Source organism: Nonomuraea sp. NPDC049158 (genome assembly GCF_040648335.1).
In the GTDB taxonomy this organism is placed as follows: Bacteria; Actinomycetota; Actinomycetes; order Streptosporangiales; family Streptosporangiaceae; genus Nonomuraea.
In genome coordinates this window covers 49,285-72,971 of the sequence record NZ_JBEZDM010000013.1, presented here as the reverse complement: position 1 = coordinate 72,971, position 23,687 = coordinate 49,285, and the positions used below count along the sequence as shown (strand labels likewise).

The following is a 23,687-nucleotide window of genomic DNA, read 5'->3' as shown; positions in this document are numbered from 1 at the left end:
GTCATGGCGGCTAAGGACGGCGACGGTTGGACCCAGTGCGCCCGGGGGCACCGGCACTGGGGGCTGCACGGGGCTTCGGGACTCCTGGCCGTACACCATGACGAACACGGCGTTCCGTACGTGCTCATGCAGAAGCGCTCATGGTGGAGCCACCACGGCGGCACGTGGGGGCTGCCGGGAGGCGCGCGCGACAGCCACGAGGACGCCGTGGCGACCGCGCTGCGCGAGGCGCACGAAGAGGCGGCCGTACGCGGCGACGGCCTGCGCGTGCAGGGTGTCTACCTGGACGATCACGGCGGGTGGGCGTTCGAGACGGTGATCGCCGAGTCGGCCGAGCTGCTGGCGGCGGCGCCCGCCAACAGCGAGAGCACCGAGCTGCGCTGGGTGCCGCTGCCCGAGATCCCGAGCAGGAAGCTGCACCCCGGCTTCGCCGAGTCGTGGGACAAGATCCAGCCGGAGCTCACCCCCGAGACGCTGGTGCTCGACGTCGCGAACATCGTCGGCGCCCGGGCCGAGCACGGCTGGTGGAAGGACCGGCTCGGCGCGGCGACGCGACTGCTGACCGAGGTGGCGACGCTGCGGCTGCGGCATCAGGTGCTCGCGCAGTGGTACCCACGGATCGTGGCGGTCGTGGAGGGCGCCGCGAAGAAGGCGCCGGACGTGCCCGGCATCGAGGTGGTGGCGGCGACGGACAGCGGCGACGACGCGATCGTGGACGTCGTACGGCGGGCGCGGCCGTGGGAGCGGGTGGTCGTGGTGACGGCGGACAGGGGGCTCAAGGAGCGCGTCAGCAACCTGGGAGCCAGGACCGTGGGCCCCAAATGGCTGCTGTCACAACTGGACGACTAGGACGCCGCCGATGGCTGGACGCTGTCGAAGGCGGCTTTCAGACCGGTCACCTCGAGCACCCGGCGCAGCACCCCCTGCACGCCTGTGAGCCCGAGCGAGCCGCCGCGCTCGCCGACCTTGCGCTGGTGCTCGACCAGCACCCATAAACCGCTGGAATCGCAGAACGCCAGCCCGGCCGTGTCGATGACGATCGAGACATGGCCGGCCGCGATCAGCTCGGCGAGGACCTTCTTGAGCCGGGGCGCGGTCAGCTTGTCGAGGTCACCGTCGAGGCGCACGTTCGCGGCGCCCTCGGCCCGGTCCACCTCAACGCTGAGATCCGCCACCTCCCGAACGTACACCGCTGTCACCACAGCCGCTATGGTGGTGTGCGCACTGGAGGGTTCGCATAGTGGACGAGTGCAGCCGCCTTGAAAGCGGCCAGGTCAGCGATGGCCTCGTGGGTTCGAATCCCACACCCTCCGCCACGCTTGCGGGCAAGGCCGAGTAGCCCAGACGCGAGTGACAGGGCGATGGCAGAATGTGACCATGCGGCCACCCCGAGCGAGATCTTTCAACACCGCAGGCCCCTGCGACCCGCGACGCCATTACATGCTGCCCCCCACGCTACGGCTCCCCGGGGCACGGGCACTCATCGAGATGGATCGCTATTTCGTGCTGCACGCGCCCCGGCAGACCGGGAAGACGACCGCGCTGCGCACCCTGGCGTCCGAGCTGACCGCCGAAGGCGACATCGCCGCTCTGATGCTCTCCTGCGAGCGCGCCAAGTCGGCCGGCGACGACTACGCCGCCGCGGAGTCACTTCTGCTGGATGCCCTCCGTGAGGCCGCCGAGTGGTCGGGATGGCCGGACGAGCTGCTGCCTCCGGATCCCTGGCCGCAGGTCACGCCGGGCAGCCGGTTCGGTTCGGCGTTGACCGAGTGGTGCCACCGCTGCCCGCGCCGGGTGGTGCTGCTCCTCGACGAGATCGACGCCGTGCAGGGCAATAGTCTGGTCAGCATCCTCAGCCAGCTTCGCGACGGTCACAACGCGCGGCCGGGAGGCCGCCCGTTCCCCGTCTCGGTGGTGCTGTGCGGGTTGCGTGACCTGCGTGACTACAAAGTCGCCTTGGGCGGCGACCCCGGCCGGTCCAACCCGGCCAGCCCGTTCAACATCATCACCAAGTCACTGCGCCTGGGCGACTTCACCACCGATCAGATCGCCGAGCTGTACGACCAGCACACACAGGCGACCGGCCAGGAGTTCACCAAGGACGCGGTGGAACGGGTCTTCGAGCTGACCCAGGGACAACCGTGGCTGGTCAACGCCCTCGCCAATGAGGTCATCATTGAGATGAAAGTGAGCGGCACCATCACCACCGCTCAGGTCGACGAGGCCAAGGAGCGGCTGATCCGAGCACGTGCCACCCATCTGGACGCCCTCGTAGCGCGGCTGCACGAACCCCGGGTGGAACGAGTGATCGAACCGATCGTGGCGGGAACGTGGCCAGGCATGGACACTTCTTTCGACGATGACGTCTCCTACGTCCATGACCTGGGTCTCATCCGAGGGGCCAGGGAACTGGAGATCGCCAACCCGATTTACCGAGAAGTCCTGCTACGGGTCCTGGGCGCTCGCACGGAGCGGTTCGTGCGGGCCGATCCGTACAGCTTCGTGCTGCCGGACGGCCGTTTCGATCTGCCGCGCCTGCTGGAGGAGTTCGTCGTGTTCTGGCGCGAGCACGGCGAGGTGCTCATCCGGCAGGAGGGCTACCACGAGGCCGCCTGCCAGATCATCCTCATGGCCTTCCTGCACCGGCTGGTCAATGGCGGAGGCCAGCTCGACCGGGAGTACGCCGCGGGCACCAAGCGCCTGGACGTACTGGTCCGCTGGCCCTACAACGGCCCCGAAGGCGAGCGGCTGGTGCAGCGGGAGGCGATGGAGCTGAAGGTCTGGCGAGCCAGCGAAAACGACCCTAAGCCCGACGGCCTCGCGCAGCTCGACCGATACCTGAACCGCCTCACCCTCACCACCGGCGTGCTAGTGATCTTCGACCGCGCCCCGAAGCCCCACCGTGGAAGGAACGCGGCGGTTTCGAGCAGGCGGCCACACCGTCCGGCCGCCAGGTCACCGTTCTGCGCGTGTGACGGACGGCGGCCGGCCCCGCACTCATTCCCCCTGTGAGACAGCCTGGTAATCAGCGCCACTGAACGCCTCGGACACCGACGGGTCACGGCACAAAGTACGCGTCACAAGACATGGGCGGACCCGACTCGGCTGAGCCCCGGCCGCGCCTCCTGCCGCACGAGAACTTGTCCGCATCCGGACATGCGTGGTGGTCAACCGAGCGCATGTTCAACGCGTCAAACACTGTTCCCGTCGTCTACTTGGAGTCGTGCCATGGGCTACCCCCCGCAGCCGCAAGGCCCGTACGGCGGCCAGCCGTATCAGGCTCAGCCACACAGCCAGCCTCAGTACGGGCCGCCGTCCGGCCCTCAGTACGGGCCGGTGCAGACCAGAATCGTGAAAGAGCGCGGCTTCAACCCGGTCACGTTCGGCGTCCACCTGTGCCTGTGGATCTTCGTGCACTCCTGGTTGACGTTCTTCACGATCGGTTTCTGGCTGCTGGTCGCGATTCCCGTCACGTTCATCGGGTGGCGGGTGAAGCGCACTGTCCCGGTGCAGCATTATCAGCAGGGCCCGTACCCGCCGCGGTATTGAGTCCCTTCGACGCCCATCGGGCTTCGAAGCGAGAGCCGGCATTACGACAACGGCACCTTCCCAGGAGAAGGTGCCGTTTCTGCGGTGTCGGGAGTGTTGAAAGCAGCCGAGCCAGGCAAGGTCCCCCGGGCTCACTCCCCTTGCGCGGCGAATCCGTCGCCGACGCAGGCGGCCAGTTGCAGGTAGGCCTCCCTGGTCGGTTCCTGGAGGCGTTCGAGGTCGATCTCGGCGCCTTCTTCCAGATGCGGGTCGTACGGCACGCGGATCACCGCGCGGCATCGCGCCGCGAAGTGGGCCTCCAGCTTGGAGATGTCGACCGCCGACTTCGAGCGCGGCCGGACGCTGCAGAGCACCACGGTCGCCTCCCGCACCAGGTTGCCGTAGTGGTGCGCCTCCAGCCAGTCGAGCGTCGCCGACGCGGCCCTGGCACCGTCCACGGACGGCGAGCTGACCAGCACGATCTGGTCGGCGAGACCGAGCACGCCGCCCATGGCCGAGTGGAGCAGGCCGGTGCCGCAGTCGGTGATGCAGATCGAGTAGAAGTTCTCCAGCACCTGTGAGACAGCCTGATAGTCGGCGCCGCTGAACGCCTCGGAGACCGACGGGTCACGGTCCGACGCGAGCACCTCCAGCCGCGAAGGCGCCTGCGAGGTGAACGCCCTGATGTCCACATACCTCTTGACCTGGTCGCTCTCGTTGAGCAGGTCGCGTACGGTCGCCGAGGTCTCCAACGTGAGCTTGTCGGACAGCGTCCCGCGGTCGGGGTTCGCGTCGACCGCGATCACCCGGTCGCCGCGCATCGCGGCGAGGGTGGCGCCCAGGCCGACCGTGGTCGTGGTCTTGCCCACACCGCCCTTGAGACTCAGTACGGCCACGCGGTGGTGGCCGGTGGCGACCGGGGTGCGGGCCCTGGTCAGCAGCTCACGGCGGCGGCGGACCTCTGGCGGCTCGCCCGGCTTGATCCAGCCGCCCGACGCCTTGTAGATCAGCCGGCGCCAGCCTTTGGAGGGGGCGTTGCGGCGGCCGCGCAGCAGCGACTCGGGGTCGAGGCTGTCGGCCGTGGGCCTGCCGGTGATCGGGGGGCGGGGCGGGGCGTTGAAGACCGGTACGGGGGCGGGGCGGCGGCGCGGAGCGGGGGGCTCCGGCTCTTCGAAGGCGCGCGGCTTCGGCTCTTCGAACATGCGCGGCTTCGGCTCTTCGAAGGTGCGCGGCTGCTCGTAGGCGCGGTCCTGGTCGTAGGAGCGCGGCTGGTCCCACGAGCGGTCCTGCTCGCGTGAACGGTCCTGCTCAAAGGAACGGTCCTGCTCGTGGGAACGGTCCTGCTCGTAGGCGCGGTCCCGCTCGCGGTTCTGCTCGTACGGCTTCGGCTCGTCGAACAGCCGGGACGGCGGCTTCGGCTCGTCGAAGGCGCGAGGGGGCGGCTCGTCGAGGGTCCGCGACTCCTCGAAAGCGCTGGGCTCCTCGAAAGCGCGGGGCTCCTCGAAGGCGCGCGGCTGCGACGGCTGGTCGAGGGCCGACGGCTTGTCCAGAGCGGACGGCTTGTCCAGGGCCGATGGCTTGTCCAGGGCCGATGGCTTGCCGAAGGCGGACGGCTGGTCGGCGGCCGAAGGCTTCTCGGCGGCCGGCGGCTTGTCGAAGCTCAGCGGCAGATCGAAGCTCAGCGGCTTGTCCGAGGCGGGCTTGTTGAAGAGGGGCTTCTTCTCGGACACGGGCTTGTCGAAGCCAGGCGTGTCGAAGGCAGGCGGGGGGTCGAACGCGGGCGGGTCGAACGCGGGCGGCGTGTCGAAGTTCAGCGACTTGTCGAAGGTCAGCGGGACCTCCAGCCGTGGCTCCGTGGCGTCCTCCGGGGGCGGCGGCTCGAAGGTGCCCGGAGAGGGCTCCTCGGCCCTGTCCGCCTTCTCGGCCGGGCGCGGCTCGTCGAAGGTCTCCGCTGGGCGCGACCACTCCGGCGGCACGGGCCAGGCGGACTTCGTCTCCTCCTCCGCCTCCTCGGCCACCGGCTTCTTCGCCGGCTCCGGGAAGGACAGCAGCGAGTAGGAGTCGGTGTCGTCGGGCCGGGGCAGCGGCTTGAGCGGCGCCAGGAACCCGTCGTCGGACTTGCCCAGGCTCACCGGCGGCGAGACGGGCTGGGCCTCGTCCTTCGTGCCGATGTCCGGGCGGCCGATGTCCGGCTTGCCGAAGTCCCTCGTACCGAGGTCCTTCGTGCCGGACGGCGAACTCCCCGCGTCGGCGAGCTCCTCCGCGGGCGCAGTGCCGTACACGGAGTCGACCGCGGCCCTGAACAGCGGCGTCGGCGCCTCGTGTTGGGTCGGCACCGAGAGCCAAGGGTCCTGGGGGTACGGCGAAGCGACGGAGTCCTCCGAGGCAGAGGCGCTGACCGAGATCGGAGCCTCTTCCGTCTCCTTGATCGCGTCCAGCCAGGCCAGCTGTTCCTCGAGAGATTCCTCTCGATCGTGTCTTGCCACCGTGTTTCTCCCCCTGGTGGGTGTAAAGGGGCAGCAAATACATTGCAGGTTAACGCCATGACTCGCGGCAGTGGTCGCCAACCTATAACTTCCTTGCCCGGCTACGGTGATTGCATGCGAGCCATCGAGATCACCAGGCCCGGACCACCAGAGGTTCTGGAGTGGCGGGAGGTACCCGATCCACGTCCTGACCGGGGGGAAGTCCTCATCGACGTGGTGGCTGCCGGGGTCAACCGGGCCGACCTCCTTCAACGCCAGGGATTTTACGATCCGCCGCCCGGCGCGCCACCGTACCCGGGGCTGGAGGTCTCCGGCGTGGTGGCCGAGATCGGCGAGGACGTGGAGCATGTCACGCCGGGCGACGAGGTGTGCGCGCTGCTGGCCGGGGGTGGCTACGCCGAGCGGGTGGCCGTGCCGTGGCAGCAGGTGATGCCCGCGCCCGAGGGTGTACGGCTGGTCGAGGTGGCCGGGCTGCCCGAGGTGGCGTGCACGGTGTGGTCCAACGTGTTCATGGCCGCCCGGCTGCGGCGCAGCGAGACGCTGCTGGTGCACGGCGGGGCGAGCGGGATCGGGACGTTCGCGATCCAGCTGGCCAAGGCGTTCGGGTCGCGGGTGGCCGCGACGGCCGGGTCGGCGGCGAAGCTGGACCGCCTCAAGGAGCTGGGCGCCGACGAGACGGTCGACTACCACGAGGAGGACTTCGCCGAGCGGGTGACGGCCGACGTGATCCTCGACATCGTCGGCGCCAAATACCTGTCCAGAAATATCCGGACACTTCGTACGGGCGGCCGGCTGGTGATCATCGGGCTCCAGGGCGGTGCCAAGGCCGAGATCGACCTGGGCGCCCTGATGGCCAAGCGAGCGACCGTCCACGGCTCCACGCTGCGCGCCCGCCCGGCCGATGAGAAGGGCGTCATCGTGCGCGGCGTCGTCGACAACGTGTGGCCGCTGATCAGCGCGGGTGCCGTACGCCCTGTGGTGTACGCGGAGGTGCCCATGGCGGAGGCCGCGGAGGCACACCGAATGATGGAATCGGGAGAGCACATCGGCAAAATCCTGCTAGTACGGTGAGTGTTATGAATGCTGAGGACAACAACACCCCCCACATCGTGGTGGTGGGCCCGGACTTCCAAGGTCAGGGCGATAACGGCGAGGATGAGCGCTCGGTGACGAACCTCGTCGAGCAGCCCGCCAAGGTGATGCGCATCGGCAGCATGATCCGGCAGCTTCTCGAAGAGGTCCGGGCGGCTCCTCTCGACGAGGCCAGCCGTAAGCGGTTGAAGGAGATCCACGAGTCGTCCATCAAGGAGCTCGAGGACGGCCTGGCCCCCGAGCTGGTCGATGAGCTGGAGCGGCTGTCGCTGCCCTTCACCGACGAGAACGGCACGCCGCCCAGCGAGGCCGAGCTGCGCATCGCGCACGCCCAGCTCGTCGGCTGGCTCGAAGGCTTGTTCCATGGCATCCAGACGACGCTGTTCGCGCAGCAGATGGCGGCGCGGGCCCAGTTGGAGCAGATGCGCAGGGCGCTGCCCGGCGTGCCCCACGGTGACGACTCGCAGCGGCCGCACGGCGGCTCGGGCCCCTACCTGTAAAGCTCTTCGAGTACGAGCGCGACACCGTCGTCGTTGTTGGCCGCCGTCACATGGTCCACGGCGGCCAGCACGTCAGGGTGCGCGTTGGCGACCGCGTAGGACGTACCGGCCCAGCCCAGCATGGGCAGGTCGTTTGGCATGTCACCGAATGCCACCACCTGTGATGGTTTGATCTCATACCGTGCGGCGAGCGCGGCCAGGGCCGTGGCCTTCGTCACACCGTGGGCGCTCATCTCGATCAGCCCCCGGCCGCTGGAGTGCGTGGGGGTCACCAGGTGTCCCACGAGCCCGCACACGGCCTCGTGCAGCGGGTCGGGAGCCATGTCCGGGTGCAGGGCCAGCAGCTTGGCACAGGGTCGTGAGGTCAGTGTCGCCGCGCCGACGCGGAGTCCGCCGATGGCCTTGCTGTCCCACCCACCGAGTGGGAAATCGGACTCATGCGCAAAACCACCTTCATACTCGACCGAAAATGCGAGTTCGGGCACGTTCGCTCTTAGCTGAGCGACGACTCGCTCCAGTACCTCGACCGTGATGAGGTGAGATTCCACTATCTGTTCGGTATGCAGATCGTAGATCAACGCACCGTTTGCACAGATTGCCAACCCTCGGTGACGCACCGCACCCGCCACACTGCTCATCCATCTAGGCGGGCGACCCGTGACGAACACGAGGACGGCACCAGTTTCTTCGACTCTCGCGAACGCCGCTGCCGTACGGGGAGAGACGGTTCCGTCGGTCCGCAGAGCGGTTCCGTCGAGGTCGGTGGCCACAAGACGCGGCGTTGCAAGGCTTCGCATAACAGGTTCCAGTTTGCCCGGTCATGCCGCCGGCCAGAAATCTTCCTGGGGAGGGGAACACCAACGCGCCAGAATGGTGTTAGATGTGATGGCGTTGTATTAGCTGATCCCGTTGTGAAAACCAGCATGACTTTGTCTGAGCCACCCCGGGTGCTTGCTGTACGACACACCGGGACTCGCGAGGTGCGGGTCCCATAGATTCACATCCTGAGGGAGAGCTTTTATGGCTCAGGGAACCGTCAAATGGTTCAACGCCGAGAAGGGCTTCGGCTTCATCGCCCCGGACGGCGGTGCGCCGGACGTGTTCGTGCACTTCTCCGAGATCGTCGGCAACGGCTACCGCAGCCTTGAAGACGGCCAGCGGGTCGAGTTCGAGATCACGCAGGGACAGAAGGGGCCCCAGGCCTCGCAGGTCCGTGCCATCTGACCTGTAGCAGCGAGATAGACCGGGGTTCGCTTCCAGCGGGCCTCGGTCTTTCGCTTTCCTGGGCCCTGCTGTGGTGACAGCCCGGTCACAGGTGTGACTCAACTCACACAGCGGTCGAACCACTGATGCTTCACCGCCATCGGCCCATACATGAGGTACGCATGGCTATGTCACCCAGCGACCTTGGTCGCCGTGTTCGTGCTGCTACTCAACGATCATCTGTTCAAGCGGTGGGCTCGCCGAAGGCTCACAGGGCCCTCAGAGCGCCTGACAGCGCCGCTGGAGCGTCGGGCGGATCACTGGCCGCTTCCAGGGCTCTCGGAGCGTCTGGCTAGGCTTCCGGAGCGCCTGAGGGTGATCTCCGGGCGGCTGCCAAGGCTTCCGGAGCGGTGGCGGGTGGTGGCCGTGGTGCCGCTGGCCGGGTTCGCCGTGGCGGCGACGGCGGCCGCTGAGCCGCCTTCCGTGGCCGACTCCGTACAGGTGGAGGGAGATCAGATCGTCGTGCTGATCGCCGGCCGCGATCAGGGCTCCACCACGGGGATCTCCTCCGTGGACGGCGGGGTCACCTGGTCCGACTACTACGGCAGGCCGGTGCGGCCGCCGCAGACCGCCGCCTGCGTGCCCGGGCAGCCGCAGCGGTGCTACCGGGTGCTTCCCGGACGGCCGGCGGTCGCCGAGTCCGACGACGGGGGCAAGACGTGGCGGCCCTCCTGGAGCCTGTCGGACGACCAGTACGACCGGTTGGCCAGGCGGTACGACCCGAGCTCCACGGCCGGGCCCAGGTCCCTGGCGCTGGCCGTACAGGCTCGTCCCGGAGGCCATGTCGTGGTCGTCGCCAACGGACTGGACGGCGTGCTCGTACGGGACGTCGCCGGAACATGGCGGCGGGAGGGATGGCCGGAGCCGCTCGCCTTCGTCGGGGACGAGACGGCCAACCTGGATCCCGAGCAGCGCGTGGCGCTGGTCCTCGCCGCTCTGATGCTGCTCGGCGCCGTCGGGACGGGGATGCGGCGGTTCGGCGGTGTCTATGCCGCGTCCGCGTTGGTGGTGTGCGTGGGGCTGTACGTCGCGCTCGGCGCGGACGGCGATCCGGCGGCGCTGGCGACCGGCATGACGCTGCTCGGGGCCATGGTGTGCCTCGCCGTCGCCATCGCCGGGCTGGCGAGTGGTGTGGCGGTGGCCGTCGGGTTCGGGGCGGCGCCGCTGGTGTACGCGGCCGTGTACGTGCCGTTCTACGGCTGGGTCCACGGGATGCCGGGCTCGTACGCCATGGCGGTGGGGGCCGCTGTTGTCATGACGGCGGGGGTGGTGGCGGCGAGTGGCGCGCTCATCAAACGCGACATCCACCACCGCACGGCCACCTACGGACCGGCCTGAGCCTCAGACCCGACCGCTTGAGCCGGCCCAGGCCCCGGACCCTTTAAGGCCCGGACCGGCTCAGACGCGGACCGCCTGAGCCGGCAGAGGTCTACTTGGGTGGCTCCAGGACGTCGAGGCCCACATACGGGCGCAGTGCCTCGGGCACCACGACCGAGCCGTCGGCCTGCTGGTGGTTCTCCAGGATCGCGACCATCCAGCGGGTGGTCGCCAGCGTGCCGTTGAGCGTGGCCAGGTGCTGGGGCTTGCCGTCCTTGTCGCGGTAACGCACGCCCAGCCGACGGGCCTGGAACTCGGTGCAGTTGGACGTGGAGGTCAGCTCCCGGTAGCGCCCCTGGGTCGGGATCCACGCCTCGCAGTCGAACTTACGAGCCGCCGACATCCCCAGGTCTCCGGCCGCCGTGTCGATGATGCGGTAGGGCACCTCGATCTTGGCGAGCATGTCCCGCTCCCAGGCGAGCAGCCGCTGGTGCTCCTCGCGCGCCTCCTCGGGGCGTACGTAGGAGAACATCTCCACCTTGTCGAACTGGTGGACACGGATGATCCCGCGGGTGTCCTTGCCGTAGGAGCCGGCCTCCCGGCGGAAGCACGACGACCAGCCGGCGTAGCGGAGCGGCAGCTCGTCGCCGCCCAGGATCTCCTGGGCGTGGTAGCCCGCCAGCGCCACCTCCGAGGTGCCGACCAGGTAGAGGTCGTCCTCGGGGAGACGGTAGATCTCCTTGTCGTGGGCCACGTGGAAGCCGGTGCCCTGCATGGTCTCCGGCTTGACCAGCACCGGAGTGATCATCGGGGTGAACCCGTTGGCGATCGCCTGCTGCATGGCCATGTTGAGCAGGCCGAGCTGCAGCCGCGCGCCGACGCCCTTGAGGAAGAAGAACCGCGAGCCGGACACCTTGGCGCCGCGCTCCATGTCGATGGCGCCGAGCAGTTCGCCCAGCTCCAGGTGGTCCTTCGGCTCGAAGTCGAACACGCGGGGCTCGCCATGGGTCTCGAGCACGACATAGTCGTCCTCGCCGCCATGGGGCGCTTCCTCGTCGACGATGTTGGGCACCGACTGCACGAGCTCGTCGAGCTCGGCGCCCAGCGTCTCGGCCTCCGCCTCGGCCGTCTTGACCTGGCCGGCCAGGTCCTTGGCCCGCTGAAGCAGCGCGGCCTTGTCCTCGCCCTGCGCCTTGGAGACCGACTTGCCCAGACTCTTCTGCTCGGCGCGCAGGGACTCGAACGAGGTCAGCGCGGCGCGGCGGCGCTCATCGAGGTCGAGCAGCGTGTCGACGATCGAGTCGTCCTCGCCGCGGGCACGCTGCGAGGCCCGTAGCCGGTCGGGATGCTCACGAAGGGTACGCAGGTCAATCACGGATAAAGGCTACCGGCGCCCGGCCACCGCCCGCCTCAGGATTAGACGCGTCCGGCGCGGATTCGCGCCAGCCACTCGCCCGCCTCGGCGAACTCCGGGTCGGCCGTGCCCTTCTTGATCTGCGGCGCGACACCGTCGGCACGCGGGTAGCTGCCCAGGAAGCGCACGTCGCCGCAGATGCGGTGCAGGCCCGAGATCGCCTCGCCCACGCGCGCGTCGGCGACGTGTCCCTCGAAGTCGAAGTGGAAGAAGTAACGGCCGATGCCGCCGCCGGTGGGCCGCGACTCGATGCGGGTCAGGTTGACCCCGCGTACGGAGAACTCCGTCAGCATCTCCAGCAGCGCGCCCGGGTGGTCGTCGGCCAGGAACACGACGAGCGTGGTGCGGTCGTAGCCGGTCGGCGCGGGCAGCTCTCCCCCGCGGCTCACCCGTACGAACCTGGTCACGGTGTCGTTGCGGTCGCCGATGTCGTCGGCGAGCTCCACCAGCCCGTAGTGCTCGCCCGCGATGCGCGCGGCGATGGCCGCGTCGTACGGCGAGCCGGGCAGCGCGACCTCCTGAGCCGCGGCGGCCGTCGAAGGCGCCGCCACCACGACCGCGTCGGGCAACTCCCGGGCGCAGAACGCGCGGCACTGCGTGATGGCCGCGGGATGCGTGTAGACCCGCTTGATGTGCACGATCTCGGTGTCGGGCCGGGCCAGCAGCGAGAAGCGCACCGGCAGCAGCAGCTCCGCCGTGATCAGCAGCGGCTCGCCCCAGGCGAACTCGTCGAGCGTCGTGGTGATCGCGCCCTCGATCGAGTTCTCCAGCGGGACGACCGCGCCGTCGGCCTCGCCGTTACGGGCGGCGGCCAAGGCGGCGCTGACGTTGGCGCGGGGCAGGCGCTCGGCTTCGGGCGCGAGGAGCCGCAGGGCCTCTTCGGTGAAGGTGCCTTCCGGTCCGAGATAGGCGAGTCTGGGCATGCTTACAGAGTATCCGCAGGTAGTCGGGTAGTGCGGACCTTTCCGGCCTTTACCATCGGCCCGCCTGCGCGTCGATCAGCGGGCCGTGTCCCAGCCGGGCCGCTCGCACCGCCTGCTCCTCCTCCGGAGACAGCGGCTCCTCTCCCTTGCCGCTCACCACCGGTCGTACATAGGTGCGGGTCTCGGATCGTCCGTTGATCGAGGTCAGTACGATGCCGTCGCCCAGTCCGTTGATCATCGCGATCGAGAACGACAGCCGCCCGGTCATCTCCGCCAGCGCGTCGTATCGGCACACGGCGACGTCCCGGATGGCCTTGAGATCGCCCTTGCCCTCGCTCGTCTGCATGACCAGCGTCTGCCGGCACTCGTCCAGGGCGGCCCTGGCCTGCTTGAGCGCTCTGTAGCCGATGGTCACGCCACTCACCCCGGCGACGAGGCCCACCAAGACCCATACGGTAATCAGCACGTAACAGAGGGTAATCGTTCGTCAAGCCAGGTCGCGCCGTTTCGGCAACCAGGAGACCAACAACCAGACCAGACCCAGCGCGCCCAGCCCGTAGCCGTCCTGCACGATCTTGTCGAGCACCGGCACCCCCGCCACCTTCAACGCCACACCCCACCAAGGGATGGGCAGCACGTAGTACAACCACACCCCCACGGCCACCCGCACCCTCACCGGATCGCGCCCGTCACCCACGATGGCCCCGAGCACCACGACCACCCAGGCGAGATGGTGGATCCAGGCGACCGGGGAGAGCAGCACGGCCATGAGCCCGACCAGCGCGACGGCGGTGATCGGGTCCTTCGCCTGGTACGCGGCGCGCGCCCCGCGGAAGCCGTACCAGCCCACGACCGCCACCAGGGCGATCCAGATCACGGACGTCACCGCGTCGGGCAGGTACAGGCGGATCAGCATGCCGCGGATCGACTGGTTGGTGGTGGCGGCGTTCGCGCCGAGCCGGTTGGGATCGAACAGCGCGGAGAACCAGAAGTCGGCCGCGTCCTGCGGAATCACCACGAACGGCAACAACGTGAGCAGCGCCGCGGCGAACGCCGCCATGAAGAACGTCCGCCACTGCCGCGTCACCAGCAGGTAGATCAAGAAGACGCCCGGCGTGAGCTTCACCGCCGTGGCCAGCCCGATCAGGAACCCCCGAGGCCACCACGGCCTCCTGGCCACGCAGTCGGCCAGGCACAACGCGACCAGCAGGATGTCCACCTGCCCGAACCGGACCTGGTCGCGGATCGGCATCAAGTACGTGCAGGCCACCATCAGGAAGGCGAAGAGCCACGGCGCGTACCGCGCCAACCCGTCCCGGTGTGCCGCCTGCCCCTCCTGGTGCGCCGCCAGCACCCCTCTGAAGGAGTACGCCACCACGACGGCCAGCGACACGAAGACCCCGGCGGTCCACACCCACTGGGCGGTATCCCAGGACATCTTGGCCAGCAGGACGGCCAGCATCGCCGCCACCGGCGGGTAGGTGAACGGCAGCAACTGAGGCGCGGGCGTGGCGAACTCGTAGACGGCCCGGCCGTCGAGGATCATCTGCCCGCCGGTCCGGTACACATCCAGATCGACCAGCCGCTGATCGTCGGGATTGGTCAGCCACTGCTGCACCAGCGGTGCGACGGACACCGCGATGAGCAGGGCGGCAATCGCCCACGCCCACCACTGCCGCCGGATCGTCGTCGCCCTGCCACCTGTCACGGTGTGGCACGTTACCGTGGCTGTTGTTGATCGAGCGCGTCGATACTGGGGGTCCCGCACATGCCGCACGCCACTTTCAGCGCGGCCTCCCCCGCCTCGGACCGCCCTCCCATGCCACGAGAAACCCCCGCCTGGCCGCCTCAAGAATCCCCTGCCCGGCGCGGCCACCGCCGGGCCGTCCTGGTCTTCGTCGCGGTGCTCCTCGCCACCGTTCTGACGCCCGTCATCGGCGCCGGCCCGGCCGCCGCAGCCTCGATATCTGTTTCGGGTCCCGTCCCGGCATCGTCCGCGCGCGGTCGTGTGGCGATCATCGGGGTGCCGGGGCTCCAGTGGAGTGACCTGGACGAAACGCGTACCCCCAACCTGTGGAAGCTGGTCGCCCACGGCGGCTCCGCCTCGCTGTCCACACGTGCCGTGCCGCCGCCCGACCGCGGCATCACCTGCCCGATGGCCGGATGGCTGACCGTGTCGGCGGGCCAGCGGGCCGGGACGGCTGGGCGTGGGTGCCCCGCTGTCCCGACGCCTCAGGTCATTGGCGAGGCCGCCACGGTCCCGGGCTGGTCGGCGCTGGTCGCGAACCAGGCCGAGACCGGGTACGACGCACGGCTCGGCACCCTGGGCCAGCTCGTGACGTCCTCGGGCGGTCATGTCGCCGCCATCGGGCCAGGCGCCGCGGTGGCCGCCGCCGATACGACCGGAAAAGTCGCCAGATACGTCGACACGCCGGAGGCTCTCGGCGACCCGACTCCCTACAACCTGATCGTCATGGACGCCGCCGACCTGGCCGATGCCTGGGCCCACCAGCCGCTCGACGAGCACGGCGTGCACACCCCGCTCCCCACCGCGACGCGTCAGGCCGCCGCCGCGCGGGCGGATCACCGCATCGGCGACCTGCTCGGCAGGCTGCCGGGTGACACGACCGTCCTGGTGGCGGGCGTCTCCGACCTCACCCCGGACCCCCATCTCCACGTCGCCATCGCCACCGGCCCCTCCCCGAGCGGCCGGCCGTACCAGCACGGCTATCTGACGGCGACCTCTACCCGCCAGGACGCCCTGGTCACGATCACCGACCTGACCGCCACCGCGATCCAGTTGCTGGGCCTGGAGGCGCCGCGCGAGGTGGTCGGGCGCGCCTGGCAGAGCGACGGTACGGCGGGCGCGACCCCACCCGTCGACACGGTCAACGAGCTGTCGGACAGCGACCTGGCCAGCCAGGTGCTTCGGGAGGTCCGCGGGCCGTTCTTCGCGGTGTTCGTGACGCTACAGCTGCTCTTCTACGCCTTCGCCGCCCTGGCCCTGCGCCGCCGTCGCCGCTCCGCCTCCGTCTCCGCAGGTGAAACGGCCACCGACGCCACGCCTGTGGGGGCCGCGTCCGGTGAGGCGACGCCCACTGAGGCGGGGTCCGCTGAGAGCGAGTCCGCTGAGGCCCGGCCCGCTGAGAGCGGGTCCGGTGTCGCCGCGTCCGCTGAGGCCGGGCTTGCGGAACCCACCTCCGCGGGGACTCACGGTGACGCCGGAGGGTCGTCGGCGGAGTCGGCGGGGGCTCTGTCGGGGTACGAGGCGGCGAGTGCTTCTCGGCTGCTGGCCGTCGTGCAGGTGGTGGCCGTGGTCAGTGGGTCCATCGCGGTCTCGACGTTCCTGGCGCAGCTGGTGCCGTGGTGGGCTCTCCCGCTGCCGATGCTCGGCGTCATCGTGACCATCCTCGCCTTCGCCGCCGTGATCATGGGGCTGGCCTTCGCCGGGCCGTGGCGGGCGCACGTGCTCGGGCCCCTGACCGTGGTCGCCGGCATCACCTCCGTCGCCCTGCTCATCGACGTGATGACCGGTTCGAAGTTGCAGGTCAACGCGGTGACCGGCTACGAGCCTGTCACCGGGGGGCGGTTCTACGGGTTCTCCAACATCGCCTTCGCCGTGTACGCGACGGGGACCGTGCTCGCGCTGGCCGGAGTCGCTCAGTGGCTGCTCAGGAGGGGGGTGTCCAGGTTCGTGACGGTGCTGGTGTGCGGGGCGTATGGGGGGTTGGCGGTGTTCGCCGATGGGTGGCCGTCGTGGGGGGCGGACTTCGGCGGGGTCCCGGCCTTCGTGATCGGGCTGGCCGTCTTCCTCATCCTGCTCGCCGGGCGGCGGGTCTCGGTCGTGAAGCTGCTGCTGGTCGGGGTGGCGGGAGCGGTGCTCATCGGAGGCATCTCGCTCTTCGACTGGCTGCGGCCGGCGGCGCAGCGTACCCATCTGGGCAATTTCGTCCAGCAGATCATCGACGGTCAGGCGTGGACGGTGATCGGGCGCAAGTTCGGCGCGATGATCGGCGTCACCGTCGGGAACTGGTCTCTCACGCTGCTCACGCTGGTCGCGCTCGCGTTCCTCTTCTGGGTGCTCAACCGGCCGTCCCGGTGGGGTGCTCCGGCGCTCGGTCAGGCGTACGCGCTCGCGCCGACGCTCCGGGCGGGCCTGTTCGGGGCGCTCACGTGCGCGTTCATCGGGTTCCTCATCAACGACTCGGGCATCGCCATCCCGGCCATGGCGCTCACCGTGGCGGTGCCGTTGACGCTCGCGGCGTCCGTACGCGCCCTGCGGCTCGCCACGACCACCACACCAGAGCCGCCGTCAGCGCGAACAGGGCCCACGGAGCGATCCGCGACCTGACCACCGTCTGGAGCCAGTCGAGGTCCTGCGGCATGACGTCGTTGTCGAGGACGCGGGCGGGCAGGTAGGCCAGGGACAGGACGAGCAGGTGCGTCAGCAGCAGCCCGTCGAGCGCCGACGCCCCGATCAGGGCGAGCATCCCGAACGCCAGGCCGTCGTACCAGGGCAGGATGTACGGCGTCGCGAACAGGTAGGCGATCACGATCACGGCGGAGACGACGGGGGCACTCAGCCCCGCCGGCCCGTGGGCGCCCGCATGGCCCTGGTAGCCGTCGCGCCTGGACACCAGGCGGAACAGTGACCACGCCACCAGGGCGAGCACCAGCAGCGAGCCGATCTGGATCTCGCCTCGGTAAGCGCTGCCCGCGCCGACGATCGACTGCAGCCAGCCCTGGACCAGTTTCCAGAACGAGGCCAGCGAGATCGACTTGCTGGTGCGGGTCATCGGGCCGATCGCCTCGGCCCCGACGATCACGTAGCCGACGACCACCACGGCCAGAGCGGTACCCGCCATCAGGGCCAGGCGGCCGGGGCGCCGGCGCAGCTCCCAGGCGGGGCCGAGCGCCACGAGACCCGCGTTGATCTTCACCGCCACGCCGAGGCCGAGCAGGAGCCCGGAACCGACCGGGCGGCTCCGGGCCAGAAGGGCGGCGACCATGCAGGCGATGGCCAGGGTGTCAACGTGCATACCGGCGACCAACTGGTAGAGCAGCAGCGGGTTGGCGGTCCAGAGCAGAGCCGCCCGCAGCCGTCTGGCGGGATCATCCCGGGTGAAACGGTCGATCAGCAGGCCCGTCGCGATGAACGCGACCGCGTTGACCAGAGCCAGCACGAAGATGGTCAGCCGGAGCGAATCGCCGCCGATCCAGCTCGCCAGAGCCTGCACAGCCGTCGCCACCGGGCCGTAGACGCTCGGCTCCTCACGCCAGGGGGCCTCCACCGCGCGGGCGATGGGGTCGATGGGCAGGTCGACGGCTCCGTGCGTGTACGGGTTGACGCCCAACGTCACCATGCGTCCGTAGGCGGCGTAGTTGAGGTGGTCGCCGGAGCCGGATGGAGGCAGGAACGCCAGCAGCGCGGCGGCCAGACAGCCCAGGCGCACCAGCAGCCGAGGGTCCGGCAACCACTGACCGCCGTCGAACGACCACTGACTACCGCCGAACGACGTGAATCTGCCGCTGGCGGATAGCGGGGCGGCGGGTGAGGGGGTGACAGGTGAGGAGTTGGCGGGCGAGGAGGTGGCGGGCAGCGCGGACGCACGGGAGAGGGCGAGCAGCAGGCCTAGCGAGCCGAGCGCGCCGAGCACGATCGCCGCCGCGCCGAGCCCCACCACGAGGTGGGGGGCGGGGTGCACGTTCAGGGAGTAGGGCGGCTGCCAGGTGGGGCCGCTCAGAGCAGGGACCATGACGGACGGGCCGAGGAGGCCGATGGCGATCGTCAGCAGGGCCGAGGCGCCGATCGCCGCCGTGGCCGACTGGGCGAGCCGGCCTGGCGCCTTTCCGCGCCGCGTCTCCGAAGTCACCCGCAAATTCCAGCACACTCGCCGGAACGCTCAGGCCCGAGCCCGCCAGGCCGCCTGCGTCGACGGGCCCTCGCTCCACCTGGCGAAGAGGCCCCAACGGGCGATCTGCCGGCGGCCTGCTGCCCACCTAGCGGGGGCCCAGCAGGTCGGGCGCCCACCTGGCGAGGGACCCCCGGCAGGCGGCCTGCCAAGGCCAGTGAGGGCGGGCGAGCGCGGTCAGGCCGGCTGGGAGTCCAGTTGCGTCAGGAGCCGTGCCTTGCCCGAGCGGTCCAGCCAGGTGTTGAAGTCCGTGAGGGTGGCGTTGGCCTTGCGCAGGGGCTCGAGGTCGGTGTCGTAGTAGGTCTCGTTCGCCCAGGTGAAGACCTTCGCGACCTCGGGGTCGTGCTCCCAGAGGACGTCCAGCGGAATCCGGGTGTGCGGAATCTGGCGCCCGGCCGCCTTGCCGAGCGCGGCGGCGATCTGCGGGGCGGTCAGCCGGTCGCCGGTGATCTCCATCGCCTGCCCCAGATAAGTGTCCGGGTCCGCGAAGGCCAGCGCGGCGAAGGCGCCGGTGTCGTCGATGGCGATGAGCTGCATGACCAGGTCGTCGTGCCAGGGCACGTTGAGCGAGCCGTTCTGGAAGAACCGCGCCGGGCTGGTGAAGTCCTCCATGAACCCGGCGGGGCGCAGGATCGTCGCGGGCACACCCAGCTCGCGGATGCGCTCCTCGATCTGCCACTTGTCGATGGCGCCCCAGCCGTGCTCCACGTAGAAGCTGTTCTGGCTCTCGACGCCGCCGACCGAGGAGTACACCAGGTGCCGCACGTCCGCGGCCTTGGCGGCGTCCGCGACGTTCTTGCCCTGGGCGATCTCGTTGTCGTTGGCGGACTGGACGCTGTAGATGCCGTACACACCGCGGGCCGCCGCGTCGATGGAGGCGCGGTCGTCCAGGTCGCCGCGGACGAGCTCGGCGCCGGCGGCGGCGAGCGCGACGGCCGCGGGGGCGCTCTCGTCCCGGACGAGGGCGCGGACCCGCCAGCCGTCGGCGAGCAGGTGACGGGCGGTGGCGCCGCCCTGGTTCCCGGTGGCGCCGGTGACGAGGACGGTCTTGTCGAGGGTGCTGTTCATGACTCGCTCCAGGTGTTGCCGCTGTGTCGAGGTGACTGTATGACGAAATTTGAAAGTTAGTCAATCGATAAATATGAGTTGACCAGATCTCGTATGGGGTCATACGGTTCCTACGTGAGCGCCAACGCCGAACGACTCCGAGACCCGCAGCAGCGCGCCGAACGGGCCACCCGCATCCTCGACGTGGCAGCCGACCTGCTGCTGCGCCACGGCTACCGGCGGGTGACCATCGACGACGTGGCCGAGGGAGCCGGCATCGGCAAGGGCACGGTCTATCTGCACTGGAAGACCCGCGAGCAGCTGTTCAGCGTGGTCTTCGCCCGCGAGGTGCTCTACGCCATGGACGAGCTACGGCAGGCGCTGCGGCAGGACGCGACGGTATGCCTGCTGCACAACTTCGCGCGCGCCTACTTCGTGGCCATCACCAACCGCCCGCTGCTGCGCGGGTTCCTCCTGGCCGATCCCCACCTGCTCGGCAAACTGACCAGCTCGCCCGACACCGCCCGCGACGAGCGGCACGGCACCATGGCGAGCGACTACCTCAACCTGCTCACCGAGTACGGACTGCTCCGCGATGACATGCGCACCGACGAGATCGGCTACGCCTACCAGGCCACGTTCGAGGGCTTCCTGCGCGCCGAAGGCGATGCTCCCGCCGATGGTCCGGAGCAACGGGCGGACCTGCTCGCGCGGACCGTCCAACGCGCCTTCGAGAGCGAGGCGGCCATCCCCGAGGCCAGGCTGCGCGACCTCGCCGCGGCCACCGTCACCCTGCTCAGCGACCTGATCGACGCCGATCGCGCCGAGTCCGGCATCCCCGAGGGCTGACGTCCAAGGACACCTACCGCAGATAGGGCAGGACGGTTCGGAAGTCCCGCGCACCGCGGCCCTCTTCGACGGACGCGCCGCCGGAGCCCGCCCCACGCTTCCGTCCCCGCTCCCGCTCGATCATGATCTCCGCCACCGTCTCCTGGACGCCGTCGCGGATCTCGACGTACTCCAGCAGACCAGTACGTTCCAGAGCGGTGAGCAGCCGGTCGGGAGGGCTGGCCAGGATGACGCGGCCGCTGCGCGTGGCCCGTACGCGCTGCAACGCCACCGCCAACGCCCCGATCAGGGAAGAGTCGTAGAACACCACGTCAGTCAGGTCGAACACCAGGATGGGCCCGTCCGACCAGTCCCAGACCTCCCGGATGCGCGCGCTCAGGCGCGCACGGCCAGCGTGATCCAGCTCGCCGCTCGCTCGAAGAACTGTGCAATGAACGTGTCGGATAGTGTCGATTCGCACCGCACGCGCGCTCATGGTTCGCACTCACTTCCAGTAGCGTCACCTTTCTTTCTGCCCGGAAAAGCGGCATTCAACGGCTGGGCGGCGTGAAGGCCATCACACCCCGCGGAACCCCCTGGCGCCTGGATGCCCGTGCTAAACCAGGAATTCGGTGAGGATGCCCGGCGCGGCCCCCTCCGCCAGCGCGGGAGCCTCGCCCGCGGCGAGGTCGGGGATGCGGTAGCCCTGCTCGCCCGCCGCCACCGCGGCCGTCAGCGTCACGACGCCGGCCCGCCTGCCGAACGGCGAGGAGCTGAAGGTCCAGGCGACGATGCCGGTACGGCGCAGCGCGAGCGTGTCGCGGCTGAACGTGCCGGACCGCGCCACCAGATAGTCGCCATCGACGGCGTGGCCTAGGTTGCGGTAGGCGTCCCGGGCCAGCCACCAGACGATCGGCGTCGCCACGACCAGGAAGATCCCCGCGACGAGCGGCAGCCCGAGCACGGCCAGGGCGACGGCCACGGGCAGGACGACCAGCGTCAGGCCGCGCAGGACCCGGCGCCGCAGCGCGACCCGGGGATGGCGGAGCATGGGCCGGTCGGCCGCCTTGCCGGTGAGCCGCTCGACCACGCGCAGGGCCTCGGCGCGGGGCGCGGGCGGCAGCAGCGAGCTGCGGCGCCGGTTCTCCTCGTCGTCGCCGAGCCCGCCGGCCACGGCGGTGACCTTGGCGCCGCCACCGGCCCGGAGCAGCAGCGGCTCGCGCAGGAGTACGCCACGCAGCCGCTCGCGGTCCATCGACACCGATCGGGTCGTGAACAGGCCGCGGCGCACCGCGAGCGTGCCGGAGTCCGCCCATTCCAGGCGGTAGTTCCACCAGTTCTCGGCGTACAGCGCGGTCGCCCCCAGGCTGCCGACGACCAAGAAGGCCAGGAGCGTCAGCGGGATCGTCACCCAGACCGCGCCGGCCGCGAGGTCGCGCAGGAAGCCGAGGCGCCACGGCTCGATCCCGATGTCGTTCAGGATCCGGTACGCGGTGCCGAGGACCACGAACACGCCGCCGATCGTCCAGAACGTCAGCGGCGCGTAACGCAGCCACCGCCGATCGAACATGGCCAGCACCGGCTCGGCGCTCTCCCGTGTATCGGCCCGCCGCAGCAGCTCGCCGCGCAACCGGGCCGCGTCCTGCCGGGCCAGGGCCTCCAGCCGGAGCTCGTCGCGGTCGGCGGTGCCCGCGCGCACGACGGCGAGGCCGAGGAGACGGTGCACCGGGTTCGCGGTCAGGTCGACGTTGCGGATCCGGCTCAGCGGCACCGAGCGCAGCCTGCGGACGAACAGCCCCGAGCGCACCTCGAAGTGCTCGCCGGTCACCCGGTATCGGGTACGCAGCCAGCGCGCCAGGCCGTTCGCGCTGATGACGGCGAAGGTCAGGGCGATCGAGCCGAGCGTGATCCAGGCGCGCAGGTCGAACCGGCCGCCGGTGGCGAGCGCGGTCAGCCCGAGCGATACGAGCGGCGCGACCAGCCAGAAGCAGTGCGCCGCGATGACACGCCCATCGAGCCGCCGCCACCGCCCGTCCGCCTGCGCGCCCGATCCATCCACCCGCGCGCCCGGCTCGTCCGCCCGCGCGCCCGGCTCGTTCACGCGCTCGTCCGGCCCGTTCACGCGGCATCACCCGGTACGGCCTGCGCCGCGGCGCCGATGCGGCGGGCGAGCTCCTCGGCGTCGGCGTCGGACAGGCCGGCGATCTTCACGTTGCCGGCCGTCGAGGCGGTGGTCACGGTCACCGTGGCCAGCCCGAGCGACTGCTGGATGGGGCCGCGCACAGTGTCGACCGTCTGTACCCGGGACAGCGGCGCGATCCGGCGCTTCTGCCAGAACCACCCGCTGGCCGAGTAGACGGCGAGCTCACCCAGCTCCCAGGCGTGCACCCGGTAGCGCCAGCGCGGCATGACCGCCAGATAGACGACCGCGGGCAGCACCAGGACGACCAGCAGCAGCGGCCCCAGCCAGACCAGCGCCCCGGGGAAGAACAGCAGCGACAGCACGAACAGGCACAGCGCCGTCAGCAGCGCCGGCCCCGACAGGACCACCAGCGCCTGGAGCGTCCACCATCGTCTGGCTCTGGGATCGACCCTGTGCAGCGGAGGGCGGAGGTTGTTCACGCGGCGCGTCCTTTCCAAGTCAGCTGTATTACTTCGACCATAGCAAGACAGCTGACTTGGATCAACCGCCGAAGAGCCGGTCCAACTGCCCGTCCATCAGCGCCACCGTCTCCTCGGCGGTGTGCACGCCCAGGTGGAAGTTGGCGCGCAGCCCGTCGGCCAGGCTGACCAGCAGCGCCGCCTCGGCCGCCGGATCGCGGGACCCGTCGACGTCGCCCGCCCGCATGGCCAGCGCGATCTGGCCCTCCAGCACGCCACGCAGCGCGAGCGCGCGCTTGCGGGCGTAGTCGCGCAGCGGCTCGCTGCGCGCGGCCTCCAGCAGGAAGCTGATGTTGATCAGGCTGCCCGCCTCCGCCGCCTGGTCGACGGGGAGCATCTCCAGGACGATGGCCCGGAGCCTGGCCCGCGGCGACTGCGAGCCGGCAGCCAGCATGCGCTCGGCCACGCGCTCGACGTTCTTCCTGTTCATGAACTCGACCGCGAAGACCATCATGTCCTCACGGTTGGTGAAATAGTGCTGGAGCTGGCCGAGCGACATGTCCGCCGCCGCGGCGACCTCTCTCAGGCTCACCCGGTCGAGCCCTCGGGCCTGCGCCACCCGCCACAGCGCCTTGGCGATCTGGGTACGCCGGGCCTCGTGGTCCACCTGCTTGGGCACCCGTACTCCTCTCTTTTTACGTCCCCCAACGGTACTCAATACGTATGACTTGGCATAACCAAAGCGAGGAGAAGTGCACCGCGTACCCGAACGTGCG

The 23,687-nt window shown here is 69.9% G+C and carries 22 protein-coding genes and 1 tRNA gene; 10 read left to right on the top strand and 13 right to left on the bottom strand.

What is annotated here, in order from left to right:
- The first annotated feature begins 3 nt into the window (after positions 1-3).
- Positions 4-849 (top strand): NUDIX domain-containing protein, encoded by an 846-nt coding sequence (locus AB0B61_RS27250; protein ID WP_358437267.1) that lies wholly within the window; start codon positions 4-6, stop codon positions 847-849.
- Here AB0B61_RS27250 and AB0B61_RS27245 read toward each other — a convergent pair.
- On the bottom strand, positions 846-1,202 hold the full coding sequence (locus AB0B61_RS27245; RefSeq protein ID WP_358437264.1) for an STAS domain-containing protein: 357 nt from the start codon (positions 1,200-1,202) through the stop codon (positions 846-848). The two genes, AB0B61_RS27250 and AB0B61_RS27245, sit on opposite strands and share 4 nt — an antisense overlap.
- Positions 1,203-1,226: 24 nt before the next feature.
- On the opposite strand from AB0B61_RS27245, the gene AB0B61_RS27240 reads away from it, so the two are divergent.
- From AB0B61_RS27240 to AB0B61_RS27230, 3 genes are all read left to right on the top strand, one after another.
- Positions 1,227-1,316, top strand: a tRNA-Ser gene (locus AB0B61_RS27240).
- Between the two features lie 172 nt (positions 1,317-1,488).
- Positions 1,489-3,012 carry an ATP-binding protein gene (locus AB0B61_RS27235; RefSeq protein WP_358437261.1) on the top strand — a complete coding sequence of 508 codons (1,524 nt, stop codon included), beginning with the start codon at positions 1,489-1,491 and terminating at the stop codon, positions 3,010-3,012.
- Between the two features lie 216 nt (positions 3,013-3,228).
- The gene (locus AB0B61_RS27230; RefSeq protein ID WP_358437258.1) at positions 3,229-3,549 is read left to right on the top strand and encodes a hypothetical protein; all 321 of its coding nucleotides are present in this window, start codon (positions 3,229-3,231) and stop codon (positions 3,547-3,549) included.
- A 131-nt stretch (positions 3,550-3,680) separates the two neighbouring features.
- Here the strand turns inward: AB0B61_RS27230 and AB0B61_RS27225 are convergent, their stop codons facing one another.
- Positions 3,681-6,014 carry an AAA family ATPase gene (locus tag AB0B61_RS27225; RefSeq protein WP_358437256.1) on the bottom strand — a complete coding sequence of 778 codons (2,334 nt, stop codon included), beginning with the start codon at positions 6,012-6,014 and terminating at the stop codon, positions 3,681-3,683.
- A 114-nt stretch (positions 6,015-6,128) separates the two neighbouring features.
- On the opposite strand from AB0B61_RS27225, the gene AB0B61_RS27220 reads away from it, so the two are divergent.
- Complete coding sequence (locus tag AB0B61_RS27220) at positions 6,129-7,085, top strand: NAD(P)H-quinone oxidoreductase (RefSeq protein ID WP_358437253.1); 957 nt, start codon at positions 6,129-6,131, stop codon at positions 7,083-7,085.
- A gap of 5 nt (positions 7,086-7,090) precedes the next feature.
- On the top strand, positions 7,091-7,606 hold the full coding sequence (locus AB0B61_RS27215) for a bacterial proteasome activator family protein (RefSeq protein WP_225301362.1): 516 nt from the start codon (positions 7,091-7,093) through the stop codon (positions 7,604-7,606).
- Here the strand turns inward: AB0B61_RS27215 and AB0B61_RS27210 are convergent.
- A complete protein-coding gene (locus tag AB0B61_RS27210; protein ID WP_358437250.1) occupies positions 7,597-8,403 on the bottom strand; it encodes an HAD family hydrolase in 807 nt (268 codons plus the stop codon). The two genes, AB0B61_RS27215 and AB0B61_RS27210, sit on opposite strands and share 10 nt — an antisense overlap.
- Positions 8,404-8,626: 223 nt before the next feature.
- Between AB0B61_RS27210 and AB0B61_RS27205 the strand changes: the two genes are divergently transcribed.
- Both AB0B61_RS27205 and AB0B61_RS27200 read left to right on the top strand, forming a co-directional pair.
- Positions 8,627-8,830, top strand: coding sequence for a cold-shock protein (locus AB0B61_RS27205; RefSeq protein WP_043619750.1), 204 nt, complete (start codon positions 8,627-8,629; stop codon positions 8,828-8,830).
- Positions 8,831-9,184: 354 nt separating this feature from the next.
- A complete protein-coding gene (locus AB0B61_RS27200) occupies positions 9,185-10,207 on the top strand; it encodes a hypothetical protein (protein WP_358437248.1) in 1,023 nt (340 codons plus the stop codon).
- 91 nt (positions 10,208-10,298) lie between these two features.
- Here AB0B61_RS27200 and serS read toward each other — a convergent pair whose 3' ends face one another.
- From serS to AB0B61_RS27180, 4 genes are read right to left on the bottom strand one after another with little or no spacing between them, the layout of a single operon-like run.
- Complete coding sequence (gene serS / locus AB0B61_RS27195; protein ID WP_358437245.1) at positions 10,299-11,561, bottom strand: serine--tRNA ligase; 1,263 nt, start codon at positions 11,559-11,561, stop codon at positions 10,299-10,301.
- Between the two features lie 41 nt (positions 11,562-11,602).
- On the bottom strand, positions 11,603-12,523 hold the full coding sequence (gene pheA / locus AB0B61_RS27190) for a prephenate dehydratase (protein ID WP_358437242.1): 921 nt from the start codon (positions 12,521-12,523) through the stop codon (positions 11,603-11,605).
- Positions 12,524-12,572: 49 nt separating this feature from the next.
- Entirely contained in the window at positions 12,573-12,989 is a 417-nt protein-coding gene (locus tag AB0B61_RS27185; protein ID WP_358437240.1) for a DUF4446 family protein, read from the bottom strand.
- Between the two features lie 21 nt (positions 12,990-13,010).
- Positions 13,011-14,231 (bottom strand): glycosyltransferase 87 family protein, encoded by a 1,221-nt coding sequence (locus tag AB0B61_RS27180; RefSeq protein ID WP_358437238.1) that lies wholly within the window; start codon positions 14,229-14,231, stop codon positions 13,011-13,013.
- A gap of 111 nt (positions 14,232-14,342) precedes the next feature.
- On the opposite strand from AB0B61_RS27180, the gene AB0B61_RS27175 reads away from it, so the two are divergent.
- A complete protein-coding gene (locus tag AB0B61_RS27175) occupies positions 14,343-16,874 on the top strand; it encodes a hypothetical protein (protein WP_358437235.1) in 2,532 nt (843 codons plus the stop codon).
- Here the strand turns inward: AB0B61_RS27175 and mptB are convergent.
- Entirely contained in the window at positions 16,756-18,396 is a 1,641-nt protein-coding gene (gene mptB, locus AB0B61_RS27170) for a polyprenol phosphomannose-dependent alpha 1,6 mannosyltransferase MptB (protein WP_358437233.1), read from the bottom strand. The two genes, AB0B61_RS27175 and mptB, sit on opposite strands and share 119 nt — an antisense overlap.
- A 216-nt stretch (positions 18,397-18,612) precedes the next feature.
- The gene (locus AB0B61_RS27165; RefSeq protein WP_358437230.1) at positions 18,613-19,503 is read right to left on the bottom strand and encodes an NmrA/HSCARG family protein; all 891 of its coding nucleotides are present in this window, start codon (positions 19,501-19,503) and stop codon (positions 18,613-18,615) included.
- Positions 19,504-19,617: 114 nt separating this feature from the next.
- Between AB0B61_RS27165 and AB0B61_RS27160 the strand changes: the two genes are divergently transcribed.
- Positions 19,618-20,331, top strand: coding sequence for a helix-turn-helix domain-containing protein (locus AB0B61_RS27160; RefSeq protein ID WP_358437228.1), 714 nt, complete (start codon positions 19,618-19,620; stop codon positions 20,329-20,331).
- A gap of 13 nt (positions 20,332-20,344) precedes the next feature.
- Here the strand turns inward: AB0B61_RS27160 and AB0B61_RS27155 are convergent, their stop codons facing one another.
- The 4 genes from AB0B61_RS27155 to AB0B61_RS27140 form a co-directional block, all read right to left on the bottom strand.
- Positions 20,345-20,806, bottom strand: coding sequence for an STAS domain-containing protein (locus tag AB0B61_RS27155; protein WP_358437225.1), 462 nt, complete (start codon positions 20,804-20,806; stop codon positions 20,345-20,347).
- Positions 20,807-20,926: 120 nt separating this feature from the next.
- A complete protein-coding gene (locus AB0B61_RS27150; protein ID WP_358437222.1) occupies positions 20,927-22,432 on the bottom strand; it encodes a PH domain-containing protein in 1,506 nt (501 codons plus the stop codon).
- The gene (locus AB0B61_RS27145) at positions 22,429-22,932 is read right to left on the bottom strand and encodes a PH domain-containing protein (protein ID WP_358437219.1); all 504 of its coding nucleotides are present in this window, start codon (positions 22,930-22,932) and stop codon (positions 22,429-22,431) included. The genes AB0B61_RS27150 and AB0B61_RS27145 overlap by 4 nt, the downstream gene beginning before the upstream one ends.
- A 61-nt stretch (positions 22,933-22,993) precedes the next feature.
- Positions 22,994-23,590, bottom strand: coding sequence for a TetR/AcrR family transcriptional regulator (locus AB0B61_RS27140; RefSeq protein ID WP_358437216.1), 597 nt, complete (start codon positions 23,588-23,590; stop codon positions 22,994-22,996).
- Positions 23,591-23,687 lie beyond the last annotated feature (97 nt).